At 44.3% G+C, this 20,573-nt stretch carries 14 protein-coding genes; all 14 read right to left on the bottom strand.

What is annotated here, in order from left to right:
- Position 1: 1 nt before the first annotated feature.
- Positions 2-2,902, bottom strand: coding sequence for an ABC transporter permease (locus tag AC1DLM_RS11505; RefSeq protein ID WP_477569983.1), 2,901 nt, complete (start codon positions 2,900-2,902; stop codon positions 2-4).
- Positions 2,903-2,914: 12 nt separating this feature from the next.
- Positions 2,915-3,958 (bottom strand): efflux RND transporter periplasmic adaptor subunit, encoded by a 1,044-nt coding sequence (locus AC1DLM_RS11500; RefSeq protein ID WP_441989234.1) that lies wholly within the window; start codon positions 3,956-3,958, stop codon positions 2,915-2,917.
- Positions 3,939-4,640, bottom strand: coding sequence for an ABC transporter ATP-binding protein (locus AC1DLM_RS11495; RefSeq protein ID WP_441989233.1), 702 nt, complete (start codon positions 4,638-4,640; stop codon positions 3,939-3,941). Before AC1DLM_RS11495 ends, AC1DLM_RS11500 begins: the two co-directional genes overlap by 20 nt.
- A gap of 93 nt (positions 4,641-4,733) precedes the next feature.
- Positions 4,734-6,098 (bottom strand): S-layer homology domain-containing protein, encoded by a 1,365-nt coding sequence (locus AC1DLM_RS11490; protein WP_477569982.1) that lies wholly within the window; start codon positions 6,096-6,098, stop codon positions 4,734-4,736.
- Positions 6,099-6,288: 190 nt separating this feature from the next.
- Positions 6,289-7,632, bottom strand: a complete 1,344-nt coding sequence (locus AC1DLM_RS11485; protein WP_477569981.1) for an ABC transporter substrate-binding protein — start codon at positions 7,630-7,632, stop codon at positions 6,289-6,291.
- Positions 7,633-7,687: 55 nt separating this feature from the next.
- Positions 7,688-8,704, bottom strand: a complete 1,017-nt coding sequence (locus tag AC1DLM_RS11480) for a hypothetical protein (RefSeq protein WP_477569980.1) — start codon at positions 8,702-8,704, stop codon at positions 7,688-7,690.
- A gap of 210 nt (positions 8,705-8,914) precedes the next feature.
- Positions 8,915-9,643, bottom strand: a complete 729-nt coding sequence (locus tag AC1DLM_RS11475) for a hypothetical protein (RefSeq protein ID WP_477569979.1) — start codon at positions 9,641-9,643, stop codon at positions 8,915-8,917.
- Between the two features lie 25 nt (positions 9,644-9,668).
- Entirely contained in the window at positions 9,669-10,406 is a 738-nt protein-coding gene (locus tag AC1DLM_RS11470; protein WP_477569978.1) for a hypothetical protein, read from the bottom strand.
- A gap of 42 nt (positions 10,407-10,448) precedes the next feature.
- Entirely contained in the window at positions 10,449-11,147 is a 699-nt protein-coding gene (locus AC1DLM_RS11465; RefSeq protein ID WP_477569977.1) for a hypothetical protein, read from the bottom strand.
- Positions 11,148-11,176: 29 nt separating this feature from the next.
- Positions 11,177-12,133: a carbohydrate ABC transporter permease gene (locus AC1DLM_RS11460; RefSeq protein WP_477569976.1), complete on the bottom strand. Its 957-nt coding sequence runs from the start codon at positions 12,131-12,133 to the stop codon at positions 11,177-11,179.
- A 34-nt stretch (positions 12,134-12,167) separates the two neighbouring features.
- Positions 12,168-13,034: a carbohydrate ABC transporter permease gene (locus tag AC1DLM_RS11455; protein ID WP_477569975.1), complete on the bottom strand. Its 867-nt coding sequence runs from the start codon at positions 13,032-13,034 to the stop codon at positions 12,168-12,170.
- Positions 13,031-15,310 carry a DUF5696 domain-containing protein gene (locus tag AC1DLM_RS11450; protein ID WP_477569974.1) on the bottom strand — a complete coding sequence of 760 codons (2,280 nt, stop codon included), beginning with the start codon at positions 15,308-15,310 and terminating at the stop codon, positions 13,031-13,033. Before AC1DLM_RS11450 ends, AC1DLM_RS11455 begins: the two co-directional genes overlap by 4 nt.
- Positions 15,307-17,427 carry a YIP1 family protein gene (locus AC1DLM_RS11445; protein ID WP_441989223.1) on the bottom strand — a complete coding sequence of 707 codons (2,121 nt, stop codon included), beginning with the start codon at positions 17,425-17,427 and terminating at the stop codon, positions 15,307-15,309. Before AC1DLM_RS11445 ends, AC1DLM_RS11450 begins: the two co-directional genes overlap by 4 nt.
- 32 nt (positions 17,428-17,459) lie before the next feature.
- Entirely contained in the window at positions 17,460-20,549 is a 3,090-nt protein-coding gene (locus tag AC1DLM_RS11440; protein WP_477569973.1) for a glycosyl hydrolase, read from the bottom strand.
- Positions 20,550-20,573: the final 24 nt, after the last annotated feature.

Genomic DNA, 20,573 nt, shown 5'->3' with positions numbered 1-20,573 from the left:
ACTAGTCCTCCCCCAGTTTAACCGCTTGATGAATCCGAATTCGGGATACGAAAGATCCGAGCACGCCTAACCCTATCGAGATCATCACCGTGATAATCCAGTACAGCCGGACTTGATCACGAGGGTCAAAGGTAACTTCGAATGGCGGAACCTGCGTTTTTGGATCGAACGATAATTCAAATAAAGGAACGAACAAATGACTCGCTACGTTACCAGTCAGAATGCCAATAACGATCGCAGCACCCGAAACCAAGATTTGCTCGCCAGCAAGCATCCATATTAACTGATATAAGGAAATGCCCATCGCTCTGAATATGCCAAACTGCAGCGTTCGTGCGAATAAGGATAGCACCCAATATAACAAGAATCCAAAAAAACAGATGAAAATCGAAATCAGAAACCCAAGCGTCATCACACCATTAATAGCCATTTGGAAAGGATCTTTGATCGACTTGATCTGCTCCTGGTTGGCATCTCTTAAAGATTCGATCTCATAGCCGTGATCAACGATGGCTTGATAAACCGTTTGGCTGCTTGCCCCTGGCTTCAGCTTCAGCCAAACCTCATAGGGCTCTAATGCCAGATTGTTCTGAATATACGGCAGTTGGCCGATTACAAGCTTTGGTTTATTAACTTTCGTGGTAGTGCCCGTCTTTGTCGTAGTTGTTAACGTATCATTAAACCCTGGATTTGGATTCCAAGAGGGCCAATAATCAATTACACCATACACAGTAAATTGGGCTCCTTCCACACCTTCCCAACCTAAGGTTAGGGTGTCGCCGGCTTTCAGACTATATTCTTCAGCCATCGATTTCGAAATTAGAACAGCAGAAGGGTTGCGAGCGATCAAGTTTAAATAGTCATTGAAATGATGATCAAGTAATCGATCTCGCAGCCAAGCGGTTTCACCAAATTGTTTGCTTTCGATTCCCATAAGCTGAATCTTCTCTGTTGTCTTTCCATGCAAATAAGTCGCATCTTTTTTATTAAACACCTTTGCGGCGTGTTCCACACCATTTAGCTGTGTAAATGGCAAGAATGAGGGCTCCGTATACTGTGTCTTAATTGGAGCCTCGGATCCCGCCGCAGAACTGGACTCCTCCTCTTCCGAATCTTCTAGCAACCCGGTTAAAATAGCCGGAGGGGCGTCATTCTCCCAACGAATTTGCATCGTAATATCGGCGCCTGCGGAATAAAGGATTTTATCCGCAGTATTCTTGTTGATTGTGCGTGTTGCACTGGCACTGAATAAACCTGTGGCAATGGTGATAATTAGAAAAACCATAATAAATTGATATTGGATGGTTGAACGGCTGACTTGTATAAATGTGCTGTATAGCGAAGGAGGCCACCATCGTCTGCCAAGCTGAAATACCAATCGCATAATCCAAGGATAGATTCGCAGAATGAGCAGACCCATCCCTAATATAAACAATGCGGGAATGAGAAATAGCAGCGGATCAACCTTCAAGTCACCGGATTTTAAGCCGAGTGACAGCAGCTCCTTTATTCGCGTTTTATAATTATTCAAGCCATAAAGAGCTACCCCAATCAACACGACATCAATGAAATACGTATGCCAAAAGGATTTTTTCTCCTGCCTGGCCGACTGCTGTTTTTGCCCAACAATCGTAACTCGCATGGCAAGGAATACTGGAATCAACGTCATCACAAGTGAGCTTGCGACAGCAATCAACCCATATAGGAAAGCATCCCGATTCACCTCAACTTCAAGCTTGGCCCTCTGTACGAATTCCAGAAATCCGCTGGAAGCCCCTAATAATTTAGTCAGAAGGGCGCCAAAATATGGGCCAATCAAGAACGCAATCGCACCAAGGACTAGTCCCTCCATAACATAACTGAGAATGATCTGCAATCGACTGGCACCGCGACTGCGTAATACAGCGATCTCCGTTTTCTGACGATCCGTGATCAAATTTGCAACCATATACAAGTAAAAGGCGAGCATGAGCATAACAGGCACATTCAATGACCAGAGCATGAGCCTTAGATTGGTTTCTTTCACATAATAGGCAGCAAGTGTTTGTAAGGCTGGCGCATTCATATTATGCGTTTCATAACGTTGATCCATATGGGTCGTAATTGTTCGATGGGCATCAATGAAAGTGTTCGTGGATGCCAACGACATTTGGCTGTAATCAAGCGCCAAGTACCAATAGCTAGACTGAAGATTAAGCTTGCTGCCTGCTGTGAACTCTTTTTCAAATAAATTAAAATCAATCAGAAAGCTGTTTTTATAGCTGCTTGAGATGTTATACCAGAATAAATCCTCGTAATCCTTACGATCAAATACACCTACAGGCTTAATGTAAACGGGTTGTTTCAGTTTCTCATCTTGGATTGTAAAAACGGTGTTAATCACCATGCCGAGCTCTGTCAAAGCTTCCTTTACAACAAGCGCCTCATACACCCCATTCACGGGTTCTTTCTCCGGTAGTCTTCCGTCTAGCAACCGAATGTGTTCCTCCATGCCATCAATGGCAGAGAGATCCGCCGACCGCTGTCTGTTAACATCGACTTTGTCTGGCTCGGCCGGAGTAAGACCATATCGCTGTGTTGATCTTTCACGAACAAGCTGCTGAACAGGGATACCGAAGCTCTTGCTTGCTTTGTTCAGAAATACATCGGTTTCAGAGATTTTTTCGTTCTTTTTCTGATCCTCAGGCGCCATCGTCGCTGACAGCCAGTAGATGCCGGGATACTGACTGCTAGTGGTTTGCAATTGCTGCAGCTCTTTAATCAATAATCTTTGCAAGATAGCATTCGTATATGTCGGCATTGTACTAGCAAGAGCCACAGATAACACTAGTCCGAATAGCAGGCTAAGCTCCAGCCATTTATTATTGATCATTTTGCGCAGGATCATGATAAATAATGCCAATCTCTTAACCTCCTAATTATTTAGAATAATCTTCTGCCCTTCCGTTATACCTTTGCGTATTTCCACTTCTCTTGCTGCAACAATCCCTTTCTCCACATCTATTTCTTTCCTGCTTTCACCTTCCATGACCTGAACGTAGTCCCGCCCCATGTAGCTTCGAAGCCCTGATCTAGGTATAACCAGCACATTCTCTCTCTGTTCCGTCACAATGGTAATATCTGCTTGAGAACCGATCGACACTTCTGCTGGAAGTCCCGGAACATTAATAAAAAGAGACTTTGAATTTTTATCTTGAACCGTTTTATTATCGCTAATCGGAGCGGTCATTGGCGTTTGAACAACTTTCCCTACATACGACTTGTCTTTTATTTTGACGTTGACTTCCATGTTGATCTCTACGCCAACCAAATCATTCTGACTGGAGGCCGTATACACAAGTTTCATACTATTCGGGTCTGAGATCGTCACTAGCTGTTTGTAAGCCGAGACTTGGTCGCCCAGTTTCATCGGTTCAATGTAAGTTATGATGCCGTCAACTGTTGCAACAAGCGTCGATCTCTCCAATTGGCTCCGAAGCGACTTTAACTGGAGTTGGGCACTTTCATAATCGAGCATTTTCAAACGAACATCAGGATCATCACCGCCCTTATCAGCTATTACTTGTGCCATTGAAATTTTGATTTTCTCGATCGCTATTTCCTGCAGACGAATTTTCATTTCCAAGTCGCCCGTCTCTGTTGAGGCTACGACATCGCCGGTATGGACTTTGTCTCCCAATTTCACATTGAATGATGTCAATCTACCGCTGGATTCTTTATAAAATAAGTAATCCATTTTATCGGATGCAAACGTCGCAACTCCCGTAATTTGCTTAGCTATATTAGCTTTCTTCGCTTCAAAAAGGGTTAATGATTCTGTAACAGGTTGAACAAGCGGAGGTTTCAACTCTGGTTCTTCCATTGGAAGCAAAGAGCATCCTGTCAAGGTTCCTGCCAAGCAACATACACCCAACATCGGAAACAGTATTTTACTAATTTTATTTAACAATTTGACCATCCTCCAATGTGTATACATGATCGGCAACGCGCATGATTGAGGGATCATGAGTCGTCATTATAATGGTCATCCCCTCCTGTTGAACCAAATCCTTGAATACTTTCATCACCTGAAGACCCATCCTACTGTCCAATTCGGCTGTCGGCTCGTCTGCCAGAATCAATGATGGCTTATGTGCAATCGCTCTGGCTATCGCTACGCGCTGCTGCTCTCCACCAGACAACTCATAGGGCCGATGCTTCATTCTTGTTTTTAACCCTACAAAATCGAGCGCCCTTTCCGCATAGTCCTTATAATGTACGGATGGAATGCCCGCAATTCGTAATCCGAACTCCACATTCTCATAGGCCGTCATCAGGGGAATTAACGCAAAGGATTGGAATATTAATCCCATGTGTACACGTCTTAACTCATTGCGTTTCTTTTCTGAGAATCCACTGATTTCGTTATTTTGAAAATACACTTTGCCTTCCGTTGGCCTGTCAAGAGCACCTAGCATATTCATTAATGTTGTTTTACCTGAACCTGATCGCCCTTTGAGAGCAACTAATTGATGTGGCGCAATCGCCAGATCAGCTCCTTTAAGAGCGTGAACGGCCGTAGAGCCGCGTCCGAATACCCTGGTGATGCCCTCTGCTTTAATAAGAACTTCGGTATTCTGTCGATGTTGTTCAATGATCACGGAAAATTCACACTCCTATGGGTGCTGGTTAAGCCATAATTATTGGATTTAGAAAAAACTCCAGTCCGCAAACTGGAGTTTAACGATATGAGATTAGCCGTTTTGCAATGTCCATAAAACAAGTGCATCAAGAAGCTTCCATGCGTCATTAGTCATTTTTTCATAATTACCAGTCTGAAAGTAGAACGAAAGTCGTGCTTTAACTTCATACCCGCTATCGGAGTGGGTACCCTTATTATAGTAGTAAATGGCTGCTTCATTGCTTTTGCCAGGAATGGTGGCAACTTTAACTGCTTCTTTGCCTGGAAGACCGTAACCTATTGCATATTTAGGGTTTGATTCTGTATACACTTCTACATCGCCGGAGAATCCAGCTGCAGCTTTTAATTTAGTGTCTGCAATTGTGATTGATTTGAGGTTAAATTCATTCGTGTTTTCCTCTTGTGATGAAAGGCCGAGATAGTACATGCCATGGTTTTTGGCATAAACGGTTGGAATCGCAACATCTTTTAAAATTCCACCTTTCAAATACTTGGAATTCAATGTATTGCTGATATAGAGCAAATCATATCCTTCCGTTTTTTCAACTGTGAATTTTCTATCGACAATATTGGTAACCCTGAAACCAAGCGCCTTCAAACGATCTTGAACAAAAACATCCTCAGCAGGGATACTGGATGCATCCCTTCCTACATATAGCACTCTTTTACCTTGAGCGGAAATTTCACCAGTAGGTGCAGCTGGTGTGTCCGGCTTAGTTGCAGGTGTACCTGGCTCAACTGTCGTTCCATCTGCCTCAATCAAATTCTTTGCTTCATAGCATGCGAGCGCTAACATTTGACGAGTAGCAGATTTCGAACCGCCAAACGTTCCGTCCTCTTGGTTGGTCATCAGATTCTTTTCGAGCGCAAGCGCGACATAACCTTTCGCCCAAGCGTCTACGGAACTATCAGAGACTGGTTTAACGGTTTTAGCATCTTCCTCCAAGCCTAGCCCCCTGATCAGAAACGCCGCGAGTTCTTGTCTGGACACTGCGCCAGACGGTTTGTACGTTTTGCCCTCTGCGTCATATCCGTTTGTTAGTCCTGCCTTCTTCAGCGCCTCAATATAAGGAAGCGCATAGGAATTTGCTGGATCATCCGAACGAACATCTGTAAAACTAGAGCTTGTAAGCGTTTGATCAATTGCCAATTTAAAAATGATGCCAGCGACTTTGGCGAACTGAGCACGATTCATTTGGGCATCCAAACCGAATGTATCGTCCGTTAATCCATTAAATACGCCACTTTGAATCAGTGAATTAAATTTGTCTTTTAGATCCTGTGGAAGATCCTTCAAATCTGTAAAATCATCTGCTGATTTTGCGGAAGCCGAATCCGTACCTTCTGCAAACGCCAATGGAAGCAAAGAGAAAGATAACAGAAAAACGATTAATAACGAGGATATAAGTTTTTTCATAGAAATCTCCTTTTATTAGATTTTTAAGAAACAAGCATATGTCAGTTAGTAAGTACCGGGATGAAACAATCGACGAATACATGTACACCTCCCTTACAATGGCATTAAAAGCACTATCCCTACCTTAATATGAATTTATGAATCCATTATAGGGGCTTTTACTCATGTTTATAGGTCTTTCAGAKGTTGATTATTTCTTAGCAACGTTATCAACAGCAGATTTTTCAGCCTTTCTCGTTTCTATTGCTTTTGTCGATTGTTCTTCGATCATACGCAGTGCCGTAACCGAATCTTTAGACTCTTTAAAAATCAAAGGAGCAAAAACATTCTGCATGGGGACATCGATATAAGTTAGGCCAGTTGCGCGCGCTGCAGGTGGCATAGCTGTTTTACCGTGGAAAATAGCTTTCGTATTCTTCCCTTTCATTTGCGGCAAGTTTTGTCCGAATGCATCCTGGACGGCTTGGGTCTCGAGCGGTACAATCACACCTTCTTTTGCTAAGTCGACTTGATGCTCTTCAGAAAGAATAGCAGCCATCACTTCAAACGCTTTATCCTTTTTGGTGGATTGTTTCGAGATATACATAGCGTAAAGGTTCGGTTGATACCTCGTATCCGGCACATCACTAAAAGAGGGTGCTGAAACAACGTCGAAGTTCAAGTTTTTGTTTTGCTCATGAAACGAAACAATATGGTCCACTGTCGCAACAGCCATAGCGATATTCCCTTTCGTTGCGAAAGTTTCGACGGTGTCGAATTGATTGGCCGGAATATCATAGAAACGTCTTAAGTTGTCTACGACCTTTTTCCATTCCGGTGTGTTCAAGCTCGCCTTGTCTTCAGCTAGACTTAGCGGCGAAAGTGAAAGCTGATTGTAGTTCATGTAATGACCTGGGTTTTGAGAAAATCCTTTATAGGTAATTTCACCCTCCACACGGGTCAGCCTTTTAGCCATTTCATAAGCTTCATCATACGTCATACCATCCTTTGGATAGTCGACGCCGAATTTGTCAAAAATGTCCTTGTTATAAAAGAGCACAAAATCATTATTGTTGAACGGTAGACCATAGAGTTTCCCATCGGGGGTCATATTTCTCATCTGGGCCATTTGGGCCGGATTCAATTGGTTAGTATCAAAGTTGTACTTCTTAATCAAATCACTGATGTCATACTGAAGATCATTATCAATAATGTATCTCTGTGCATTCATTCGGGTATTATCGAGGATTATGTCCGGTATGGTCCCCGCCGCAATCAAATCCTGATATTGTCTGCCTGGATTATCCCAATGCACATGCTTAATCGTCAAATCTGGAAACTTCTTTTTCAGAAATTGACCAATCTGTTTGTCGAAATTTTCTTCTTTTGCATAAAAGGATGGCCAGACGGTGTAAATGAACAATTCGTTTTCTTGATTTGAATTCACTGGTTTGTTCGTAGTAGCGACAGTGCCTGAATCTAGACTGCTTTCACAGCCTGTCAAAAGGGTGAGCAAGGATACGATTACAAAGGTATGCTTTGCAAATTTATTCATGGTTTAAGCAACTCCTTCGAAGAATAATTGCCCAATCTGAATGTGCTAATATGCATTAGCCGTTTTGCAAAGTCCATAGGACGAGATTATCCCAAAGCTTCCAGCCCTCTGCCGTGGAATTATCCTGCAGGCCATTGCTCCAATAATAGAAAGACAACCGCGCTTTAACCGTGTATCCGTTGTCAGCCTTCGAACCTTTATCGTAATAATAGAGCGCAGCCTTCGACTTATCTCCTGGGATCGTTGCAATCACTTTCGCTTCCTTGCCAACGACACCATAGCTAACACCATAACCGGTATCGGCTTCTTTATACACATCAATGGTGCCTGATAACCCGCCAGCTATCTTATGCTTGCTGTCAACGATTTCGATCGATTTTATTTTTTTAACCGTGGCTCCTTCCTCAAGCGAGGATAAGCCTAGATAGAACATGCCGTGGCTTTTCACATAGACGGTAGGAATCGCCACATCTTTCATGACACCATCTTTTAGGAACTTTGAGTTTACGGTTTGACTGAAATAGAGCAAATCATACCCTTTCGTTTCATCGGCAGTAAAATCTTTATCGCCTAGCCTCGTAACAACGAAGCCCATCCCCTTCAAACGATCAGCCATAACAACATCTTCCGTTGGAACAGGAATTTGCTCCCTTCCAACAAAGAGCACTTTTTTACCTTTTGGTGAAATGTCAGGTTGAGGCGTCGGTTCGGGTTGCGTCTCGGGCGTAGCAACAGCCGGTTCTGACGACACGATAACCTTAGGAGAATCCTTAGGTACAGTCGTTGCAGAAGCTTTGGATGAATCTGTAGGTGCAGAAGTCACAGTAGCAGTTGAAGATTCCATAGGTGCAGGCGTTGCAGCAACTGTAGAAGCACTTGGAGCAGGTGAAGGTGAAGCCGTGGAAGATTCCGTTGGCGCTACCGACATCGTGGGTGCTGGCGATACAACAGGTACTGCGGATTCGGTGACTTTAGGTGAGACACTCGTCTCTGGTTTTGTTTCCGATGAAGAGCAGGCGATCACGGTTATCGTCATCAAAGCGATAATAAGCAGTACGAGAAAACGCTTCATATTAACTAATTCCCCCTTAATTGTTAAAAAATTTCCATTGGATACGTTTGGCACTCCGTTATATCTTTACTTTATTACGAATTAAATGCGCTTACATTAGGGGAGGAGTTCTATTTTATAGGTTGTTTGTTGCATCTTTCCGATTGTTACAAATAAAAATAGGCCCTCCAAAGCGGAGTGGCCTCTCAATTTATCTTAATACATGGAGGATCACTTGCTGCCGATCGCCCATTTTACGGCTGCATCGAAGAGCTTCCATCCCTCATCGGTTTGATTTATCTCTTCTCCGCTTACCAAATAAATGTATACTTGGCGTGCCGGTACAGGATCGTTATTCAAGTTTTTCATACCTTTCTCAAACGCGCAAATAACAGCTCTTTGGTCATCATCAGGAGCTGAAGCAACAATGACAGCCTCCATGCTTGGCACAACAAAACCGATCTTCCCGTCCAGATTATAGATGTCCACATTGCCTTTTAACCCAGCTGCCATCGGATGTCCGGAGTTTTTGATCGTTATCGTCTTCCCCGTGAAATCGCCATTATCCGTATCCGTTTCTTTGCCCGACAAAGCCACATCACCTATATTTTGAGATTCCGCATAAATGACGGGAATCGGAGAAGCAATCAATTTGTTGCTAACTCGGCCGGAGTTTACCGTAGAGCTGACAAATACCAACGAATATTTCAATGCTTCGACAGCGGTAAGTTCTTTATCTGTCATCACTGAGACCTCGAACCCAAGTGTTTTCAGATGTTTAATTGAAATGCCATCACCCCCGCTCTCCCTGCCTACAAAGAGTGCCTTCTTGACTTTTCCGGACAGCTCCGGAGCATTCCCCCCCTGACTCACATCAGGATTTACCTGAGTTGTTGCTGTGCATGCCGTAGTGAGAATCAGGGTAAAGGCAATAATGAACAGGCTCAATAATCGCTTCATGAAAACTCCTCCCTAGCGGTAAAAGCTACTTATTACCTGCTGCCCATTTAATTGCAGCATCAAAGAGCTTCCAGCCATCGTCAGTTTGGTTTATTTCTTCGCCATTGAACAAATAGAAAAACACTTCGCGTACGAGTACAGGGTCACCTTTTGCGTTTTTTACGCCCTTCTCATAAGCGAAAATAGTTGCTTTTTCCTCGTCATTCGGAACCGTAGCCACAACGATAGCTTCGGCACCTGGGGTAGCGTAGCCCATTTTCCCCTCGGCTTTATAGACATCCACCAGATTCTGCAGCCCAGCTGCAAGTTGATGCTTACCGTCTTTTATTTGAATCGTTTTTGCCACATTCCCTGCATCCAGTTTCCCGTATCCCTCGTTAACCGTCATGCCGGTATCCGAGGTTGATTGCGGCTCGGCATAAATAACGGGCACTGCAGCCTTTACAAAATTATCTCGAATTTTACCGGAATTGACGGATTCGCTTACATAAATTAGCGAATACCCCTTTGCTTTCTCGGGACTTACTTCTTTGTCTGTAATTATTGTGACGTCAAACCCATGTACGTCCTTTAGCCGTTTAGTCACAATCGCATCCCCGCCGCTGTCTCTCCCGACAAAAAGTACTTTTTTCCCATTACTTTGTGTCTTACTCTGAGCTGAAGGTTGATTGGTCACGCCATCCAATTGGACAGGTGTCGCTGTACAAGCCATCAGCACCATAAACAGCAGTAAAACGGTTATCATGTTCAGTGTACGTTTCATGGATCAAATCCCCTTTACTCGAATAGTAGTAAAAAACTGAAATTACTTTTTCCCATTTTGCGCAGCCCATTGGATCGAGGCGTCGAAAAGCTTCCATCCGTCATCCGTCTGATTCATTTCTTGCCCGGATGGTAAATAGAAAAACACCTGACGAGCCGGAATGAGCTCATTCTTTATGTTTTTCGTTCCCTTTTCATAACCGAAAATGACGGCTTTCTTATCGTCTCCTTGAGCCGTTGCTATAATGACCGCTTCTTTTCCTGGAATCGCGTACCCCATATTACCCGTGCTGTTATAAACTGTTACCTGATCCTTCAATTCGGCTGCAAGTGGATGTTTACTATCTTTCATTTGTATGGTTCTCACATCATTCAGTTGTCCATAATCCAGAATTCCCGTCATACCGGCGATGCTAACCGACTGCGTTTTGGCATAGACAACAGGTACATCGGAATTTTTCAACTGGGGATCTAACTTCGAGGAGTTGACCGTATCGCTGATAAATACCACACCATAGCCTTTCGCTGCGTCAACTTTAAAGACGCTGTCTGATGTATCCATAACTTGATAGCCCAGCTTCTTCAAATGATTCATGATAACGGGATCGTTGGTGCCTTCGTTTTTTTTAACATAAAGCAATTTTTTGGCATTTGCTGGCGCAGATACCGTTTCTGTTGATGAACAAGCCATCAAAGAAACCACAACTCCAGTAGTGATGCAAAGTGCAAGGAACCGTTTCATTTCCATTCTCCTCCAGTTCTTACATGACCCTATTCCACTAATCCAGTTCTTTCTACGCCTTCTACGAACCAGCGCTGCGTGAACGTATACAGAAGCATCGGCGGAATAATCATCATGAAAGTGGTAGCCATTCGAATCGCTTCATCATTAACGGAAGGCCCGTATTGTTCGGCTTGCTGCCGGAGTGCTGAGGCTATGCGTGAAATACCCATGGACAGCGGCGCGGTTTCAATATCTGACAAATACATGCTCGGTAAATAGAAATCATTCCAGGTCCAAACAAAGGAAAATAGAAATACAACCAGAATGGCAGGCTTGGCGAGCGGCATCATGACCTTATAAAAGATCTTAAACACATTCGCACCGTCAATTCGGGCTGCTTCCTCCAATTCCTTCGGTTGTGTCGAGAAAAATTGACGATAAATGATGACAAATAGCGCTCCCTTTAAGCCAAGACCGAAAAACGCGGGAACAATAATGGGATAAATCGTATTGAGTAGCCCCAATTCTCTCGCATATATGATGTTCGGCAGGATCGTTACTTGCATCGGAACTATAAAAGTCAGCAGTAATAGGAAAAACATCAATCTCTTAAAAGGGACTTTCAATCTTGCGAAGGCATATCCAGTCACAGCACAGGACAACGTTTGCAAGATGGCCACAGATAGAGAGAGAGTCAAGCTGATGCTGAAAGCTTTGGGATATTTCAACCATTCCCAGGCTTCCTGAAGATTTCCAAGATAAAGTGTTCGCGGAAACCAGTTAACAGAAGGATCTAGTAGGTCATCCGCGTCTTTGACCATCGTGGTGATCATGTGCAGGATCGGCTTTAAATAAATATAAGCCGTATCCAGCAAGATTAAATAGATAAAAAATTTAAACAGCAATCCTTTATCCGCTTCTCTGCCAATGATCGTGTAGCGGGCTTTATTTAACCAAAGCAGAAATGATTGTGACTGTTCTTTCTTAATTTTAAATCCGATCATAGCCTCACCCCTCCTAAGTTTTTTGGGTTGCATGTTAAACCGTCTCTCTTTGCGACTTTGTTACTCTGTTGAAAATGATGAATATAATTGCGAGGAAGAAGCTGATGATCAAGAAATAAATCCAGATCAATGCGCTGTACGACCCATATTCACTTTCTCTTACTTTTCCCAAAATCGGATTTGTCGGAAACGTAAACAAATCAACGACCGTATAGATCAGATTAAGAAAAATAAATGGTGTCATCGCTGGAAGCGTAATTTTCCAAAACGTCTCCCACGGACCGGCGCCGTCTATTCGAGCCGCTTCATAAGCCGAGTTTGAAATCGTTTGCCTGCCTCCAAGGAAAATCAGGATTTGTACCCCTGAATACCAGAGAATTAACACAAACGAGTCAAGAATCTTGATGAGCGGCCCAGACCATGTAGACGATAAATTAGCAGTAATGAGGCCGGAAACGTTGTACTTGGACATAAAGCCCAAGTCGCCCTCGCCTTGCGTGAGGAATTCAGCTACGACTTGACCTGTTGCCAAGATGACGGGAAGAAAGAATATCGCACGAAAAAAAGTTCGCCCTGCAAATTTTTGATTCAGAATAATGGCAATCATCAATGCGAATAGGACAATAATTGGAATCATAAACAAGGCTTGCCGGAGAAACGGCAATAAATCGTTGTATAATAATTGTCCATTCTCGAAAAGAATATACCGGTAATTCGTCCAAGCAATATACTCAGTTGTCGTTTTCGTTGCCGTAATCGTTACTTTTTGAAAGCTCATATACAAGGAAAAGCCAATTGGGAAAGCCATGAAAATGAGAAAGCCAATAAACCAAGGAGCAATAAAGATCGCGCCTTCCACATATTCGACAAGGGATGAATTTAATCTGAACTTTCGTTTCATCGTTTTACCCCTCCTCGAATCACAACGAAGTTTTGTGCAGGTACATCCAGATCGCCACTGCGGTAGGGCTCCAAATTATAGTTCACGATAATCCGAGTACCATTCTCATAAGTTGTTTCTTTTACATTTGGGGCGAGCGTTTTGTGATTAGCAATAAATTGATCTTGTACGTTACCAAGAGCCTCATTGTATCGCTTATACTGCTCCACAGCGAATGTCTCCCAGTAGGGAAAATAGGTGTTGTAGTACCGAATACCGAACGAATTCACATATTTTTTCGATTCTGCTTGTGTGAATACAAAAGATGGCTCTGCGCCATATTCGATATCCCGTAAAAAGTCGTGCACATCCTCTTGTCGGTTATTCACATATTCCGAAGAATAGCCTACTAGGCCATGCGTAGCAATCTGAACAAAGGGAACCGCCTCATCGGAAAATAAATCATAAGAATGATCATACACCAGCGATTGAATATACTTCATTTGGGGCAGGGCATACAAATTGGCAGACTTCCCTTCTACGCCGCCTAACGAATCTTTGATCGTTTTTAAAATTCGTTCCTGAACATCCCGAGCATGATCTCTGGTCGAACCGAACCCTGAATTATAATCACTGAACAGACTTTGTCCGAGTATATTGACTGCAATTCCGTCCGCACCCATGGTTTTATAGTGTGTCAAGTCTTTCTTGACCATTTCTTCTGCAAATTTATAACTAACCGCTGGTGTTTGTACTCTGTTATATAGCGCACTTACCGATTGATTGCGCCCGGCCAAATTGACGATGGCATGATATTTCTCATCGAAGCCTGCTGCCCCCGTATTGTTCAACGCATATTCGGCCTCCAGATAAACAGGTATTCCGTAGCTGTGCGCATTGTCGATAAATGCTTTCATGCCTTTATCGCCGCCAATACGGGAATCAACGGGAAACGTGTTTCCAAAGACGCTGTAGCCACCTTTTTGCCAACCCTTAAATGTTAGGGACATATTGGCTATGCCTTTTTCATGCAAGGTATTAACCATATGTGTGGCATCATCTGTCGTGGTCAAATTGAGATATCGCGAGGTGACTAAGCCGTCTTCTTGATCCCCCCCGATAAAGTCTACATGCATAGGAATATTAGGATTAGTGACAGTGACGGGCTTCGCTCCCTTTTCTTTTATCAGATAATTCCGGTACGTTTGAGCCATACCCACATAATCTGACTTTTGGCTGTCCAGCAGATAGTAACGCACAATACGATCACTGCCGAACACTTCATCTCTGTTGTAATCGATGTACCCCCATGAATCGGGGACATTCGTATTTCTCGTAGTAAACTGCAGGAAGCTTGATCGGAAATTCATTTGAGACGTCACCCAGTTATAGTTGCTGAGAACCCCGGCAGGGGCTGCAACGATGTTGGCATATTCATCTCCGTCATGAACGATCGCTACAAAACCTTTGGAACCCGTCTTCATCCCGAATACAGGCATCACAATTTTGTTGCGGTTATTACTAAGTCCTGCGAAGGTATTGTCTTGACCGTATACAGACTCATCATATATTTTATTGACATTCAGTTGATTATCTTTAAACCGCACCAATGCTCCAGCGCCGTCTGGTATGAATAGATAACTGTCCTGCCCAGCAGCCGTATATTCGGCACCGAAGAAGGGAAACAATCTGGCCCAGACGAGGCCCATGCTCGTTTCCTTAACGCCTTCGCGTATAATCTTCGTCTCTACATAATCGTTTTCGATTCTCACCTCGATCGGGATCGTGAATCCAGTTGCAGGCAGTTCATACACCAATGAGAACCCGCCGGGAATCATCTTAACCTCTTTGACTCGTCCCCCATCCGCTGCCAAGTTTGTTTCCTTCGCTTGCAGGATATTTTTCGAGAAATCGACGTATTGGACCATCAACGGTGAAGCCAGATGCTTTTTCCAGGTCTCGGAAATCTTCTCCTTATCCCAAGAATCCGGGTTTGGAAAAGATCGGTAAACATTTGCGTTCCGTTTATCTTCCACAACAAAATGACCGGTTTTTTCATCCATTTTTAAACGCAGAAGATCGGTTTCGGCAACTTGTTTAAAGTCGCTCTCCTTTGGCAATTGAGAAGCGGCGCTCTTCACCGCAGAAACACTACTTCCCGTCTCTGCCGGCACAATAGCGCGATTTTCCGATGCTTTGAAGGTTACTTTGATATTCGTCACTGCCAAATAAATGGCGACCAAGAGCAGGATGGTGATGACTGCTGCGGTTTTACCACGTTTGATTATCCTTATCATCTCAAGATCGCCTCCTGATACATTTCTAAGATTAACGATACCAAATCATTGGTCAGTCCTGCTGTAAGAAAGAGGAGAACGCCAATGACCAGCATGGTGCACAGCGTAAACAGGATGTTTAATAGTGTTTCTCCTACACTGTAATTATGAATCCATTGGATTTTCCAAAAGATCAATAAACCGATCCATACAATCATCCCTTGTTCGACATAATGATAAATGGTGGACTCCGACATCGTCAGGACGTTCGAAATAAAGGCAAGGGGGACGCCAATAATGATGTAAGGAATGAGTGCATATGCGCTGGCGATAAAGATATCTCTAAACCTTCCCTCTCCTCGATATATGGAGCTAACGAGATAGTTCGAAATGACCCACGCAATCCATACTGTGAAAAATTGTGTAAATATCGAGTAAATATCCACATGAGTCGAAGCGTTAAATGAAAAACTGGTAACAAGTCGCTTGATCACTAGAGATGCATATACGCAAGCTAAGATGATAATCGCACTCAAATAGCTTCCTTTACCTTCATACCTTATCGCGATAAAACCATCAATCGGATGTTTCATCATGTAAAATACATGCTTAAAATTCATAAGAAAGCTAGTTTGTATCCGCTGCCTATTGCGCCATTTATCACGAAGCCTTCTTGTATAAGTCACTTTACTAAGCAGTACGTATAATAGTCCGCTGATAAAAAGTAAGCTGGCAATCCAAGAGAAGTTTTGTTGCAGCCAACTCATTCTAATTTGCCAAAAGGCGTCCGAGTACCCTTCCTGATTCCCTGCCTCCTTATATAGTCTTAACGCATCAGGATACTGTTCCTTTGTAAATGCCGCTTGGGCTAATCCCATGATGGCGGGTGTAAATTGCGCATTCATTCGAAGGACTTCCTGCCAAGATTTTTCACTATCTTGATATAACCCAGCAAGCGTCTGTTGATTCGCTTGATCTACCTTTTGACCAAATTCCGATAAGCGAAACACTTGAACGATATTCTCCTGATCGTCCAATATGTATAATTCATTCCTACTGTTCACATCAAGCGCAACAGGACTTTTCAAGAGGCCGACTTGAGATGACCCGACTGCTGAAGCGCCGCCCCAAAAGTACAACAGGTGGCCTGACGCATCATAATGACTAATATATTTGAATTGCTGATCCACAACGATCATATTGCCGCTTTGGTCAACGGCCACATCAATCAGCTGCGGACCTGAAGTTACAGGGCCTACCGGCACTGCTCCGGGAACCACTTCGCCGAAATTTCTATTGCCACTGCGAAGTAAATTGTTTCCTTTAATATTTAATTTCTTTAATTGGTCGCTCTTGGCCATACCTCCGGTGACCGTATAGATATAGCCATTTTTATCGGTAGCAACACTGTTGATCGTCTCTGGTCTCTTAGCGACTTCATTGGCATACATTTTTTTGGTGTATAACATGCGCTTCAGAGCGTCTAGCGGAGAAAGAGCCGTTTTGTTTGCTCCGAAAAAGCCCTGAAACTTGCCCTTCGGATCAAGCAGGACGATTCCCTCGTAACCGCCATGCACCGCGATATACAGGAATCCCCTTTCATCTACCATCACCTTGGCTGGATCGTAGACAAATGTCGCCGGGATGTATTTGGATTCCGGGCGTTTGAATTCCGTTTGCAGCTTACCGGTCTTATCCAGCTTTACGACTCTTTTGTTTCCCGTGTCTGCAATGTAGATATCGCCTTCCTTGGTAACAAATATCCCTTCTGGCTTATTGAGAGGGCTTTCATTAAGCGTCAAATAACGAATAAGTTTCCCTGTTTCCGTCAGATGAACGATCCGGTTGTTCCCTGTATCTACAATATAGACTTCGTTCTTCGCATCGATAAAGATGTCCTTCGGATTACTAAGTGGTGAAGGGACTTTAACGGATGGCTGCTTAGGATCTGTTGTATACAAATCCTCTCCGATTACATCGAGCGGAAAGTAAGCTGGTTGAAGCCATATTTGATTATTGTAACTGTCCTTCGTATAGGTCTTATATTTCACTTCGGCATGTGTAGTTGTTGGCAACAGCGCCGTGCACAAGATGATCAAGGAAAGGAATAGCCTCCACCTGTGGCATCTTATTTTCATGCTCAAACCTCCATTTCTGTCTCTTCCTTCCATTAGATACGGTACAGCTTTATCTGTCCAAACAAACCGTATGAACGCAGCTTATATTCTGGTGTATAACCGTCGCCTTCTTTGCGGAAAGAGGCCCAATTGGTCGTCGATGTATCACCGGATATTTGGTGAAATGGGCCGAGCATGTTACGTGGGCTCCCCATTACTTCGATTTCAATTTGGTTGTCTCCCTCGTTGAGATACGCCGTCAAGTCAACTCGGTTGGCAGCCCGCCAAGGCACGTGCCCCGCCGTTTGCCCGTTTGCTCGAACTTCAATCGTTACCGCGGAGTACTCACCAAGCTCCAACACTGTCCGTGCCATTGAATGGTTATCCATAGTGACATCGAAATGGTAGATGATACTGCCGCAATAATGCGCATATCCTTGCTTGCACCAATCTCCGAAAATCAACGTTTCAGGCTCTGTCACAACATACCTGTCAGCATCAACACCGAAATCACCGATTAAGTACATATCCTCCACTTCCATACGGTTATGGTACTTACAGGATATTAGCAGTTCATTCTCACCTTGCTTCAGTCCAGGAAGAAGCACCTTATCAAACGTTCGGTCGAGAAACCAGCCTACAGGAAGATTGGAAACCGTTTCACCATTGAGCGCAATATCGTAATAAGCCGCAGATTCTATAACGAGATACACATCATGAATCGGCACGTCCGACACTTGAAAGGTAAATCGGAATGCTGCCGATGTCCCGTTCTGTGGATGAGGATCGTCAATCCATTTATACCTTTGCTCAAGGCCGTTATAATAAATTTGTCTCATATCCAAAGCTTCGCGAATTGCCCTTTGAGCTTGCCAAACACCGGTCTCTTCCGACCAATCACCATCCCTTAATCGATAGGAGCAGGTGTCCAGCGTCAATACGTTAGGCATCGTGCGTGTAAAACGCCAAACCGGTCCTAGCTCAAGAGCCGTCGAGGAAGTCTCATCCACCCTGCACGAAGATTCTTCCGCTATTAAATCAACTGCTGCTTTAGTCGTATTCATGATGAACAGCTTGGAATCTGCCGGACCAAACACAGCTTCGAAATGAACGTACCCTTCACGGACGACGATCTCTATCTCCTTCACCTCACCAGTCAGCGCATCCCATTCTTCCACACATCCTTCGCTTTCCATGCGAATGGTTATTCGATGTGTGCCCGCACGGTCGTTATTCACGACAAACAAGGCTCGGCAATCGCCTATGTCCCTTAACATATATAACATTTCAGGCGCTTCTTTCGATTGCCTGTTCGTCAAGCTGACTCGCCGTGGCAGAATGCCCTCCAGGGCCGAAACTGTATCTGCAACGTCACCTACGACGGTCATATTCACATGGTCGTATAGCTCAGGTAGCAGCTCTGATTGTCTGCCCTCGATCATCGTCGGAGGCGACCCGACGGCAATCACTTTTCCCCCTGCCTCCAGGAACGCTGACAGAAGCCGAAAAGTGCTGCTTAACATCGTCTGTATAACGGGAATGACGACGATACGATAGGTCACTAGATTCACAGCTAGTTTATCCCCCTGTATTTCCCCTGTTTCCGCCAAAATCGTCTCATCGCCGAGATCGAAATCATAGTGTGCACTGAGTAATTTGCCTAGAAAAGCATTAAATTCATGACCATATGTATTCGTTGCGGAGACATCCCTATCTTTCCCGCGGGCAGGGAAGCCGTACGGACCTGTCCCAACCATACTCCAAGCGGTGGAAGAAGGATGCAGGACAAGCACATCGCGAATTGGCCTGCCTTCCGTCAAAACTGAAGCCAATCTGGCAAAATAATTGTCCACCACATGATTGTATTTCCACCAGCTCGTATTGTAGTTGAATACAGGAGGATAATCCCTCTTCCTGCACCCCTTGATCGAATAAAGTGCCAAATGCTGCGACCTCATATTGACACCGAGCACGTATTGAAAATCTCCCACCCATTTTTGTCCCTCGAAGGTGAACGCCCAACCGGTGCATCCATACGTTTCGGAGAGAACGAACTTTCTACCGTATTGATTCGCTACACTTGTGCATTGCTTAACCGTGATGTATTCGTTCGTCTGCTCGTTTAACATATCGATTCCCGGAACATGCTGATACCTGTAGTTAGGCATAATGGCTCCACAGACGCGGGTGGCAGTACCCAAATTATTTTCCCAGAGGAAATGGCCAGTGAAGTCGATCCCGTTATTCTCGCACCATTCACCCAGTTGCTTAGAGTACGATTCGCTGAATCGTTCGGTGAGCGTCCACCAGTAATCATGACGCGCTTGCGAGGAATACGCGCCATTGAAGTACATGTAGGGGATGACATCCAAGAGATCATAACCCCGTCTTTCTCGAAAAAAGTCAGGAAATGTTAGGGTCCACGGGAGCCAACCGCGGCCAGGAGTAAACTTACAGTGGCTGTCATGCACGCTAGGTTCATCCGTAAATACGCCGCGAATCGTTTTGCCAAAATGATCCCCTACTTCTTTCTTGTAGGCTTCATAAGTGATGTCAATAAAGGCCTGAACTGTCTCTGGATTCAAGTTGTCAGGCGGCGCTTCGTTGTTGAACCAAGCACTGCGCTCAGAAATTTCTACGCGAAATACTAAGAGGACTTCATCCTCATTCAACGCGATATATTCGCCATCATGCAGTCTTTCGCAGCGAACCAAGTTTCTTTCGTCGATGACAGCCTTAAACAGCGCCATACTGTCTGTCAAATCGTGCGGACCAATCTGCATGCATATCTCCAATGTCAAACCTTTGGCACGGAAAGCGTCCCCGCCTCTGTCCTGCACAAGTCCGCCAGCAAATCCGGATGGCCAGCGGTCCTCGTCGTACAACCACACCTGCATGCCGAGATCTTCAGCTGTTTCCACGGTCTTCCGGGCGAGTGCCATCCACTCGCGACCCATGTAATCGGTTTCTAATCCATCGCGGGAATGGATAAAAAAGCCGCCCATTCCCTGTTCCTTCATCTGATTTACTTGACGGACCAGCTCATCTTCTTGCAATTCATCATTCCAAGCCCAGAATGGCACCGACCTGCATTCGACCGATGGATGATCGAATTTATGGCGTAATTGTTCGCTTACTTCCATCGGCATCCGCCTCCTTTTCTGAAA

This window comes from Paenibacillus sp. 01T442 (genome assembly GCF_056398345.1).
Note: the sequence above shows the minus strand (reverse complement) of the source record. Positions and strands in the feature narration are given on the sequence as shown.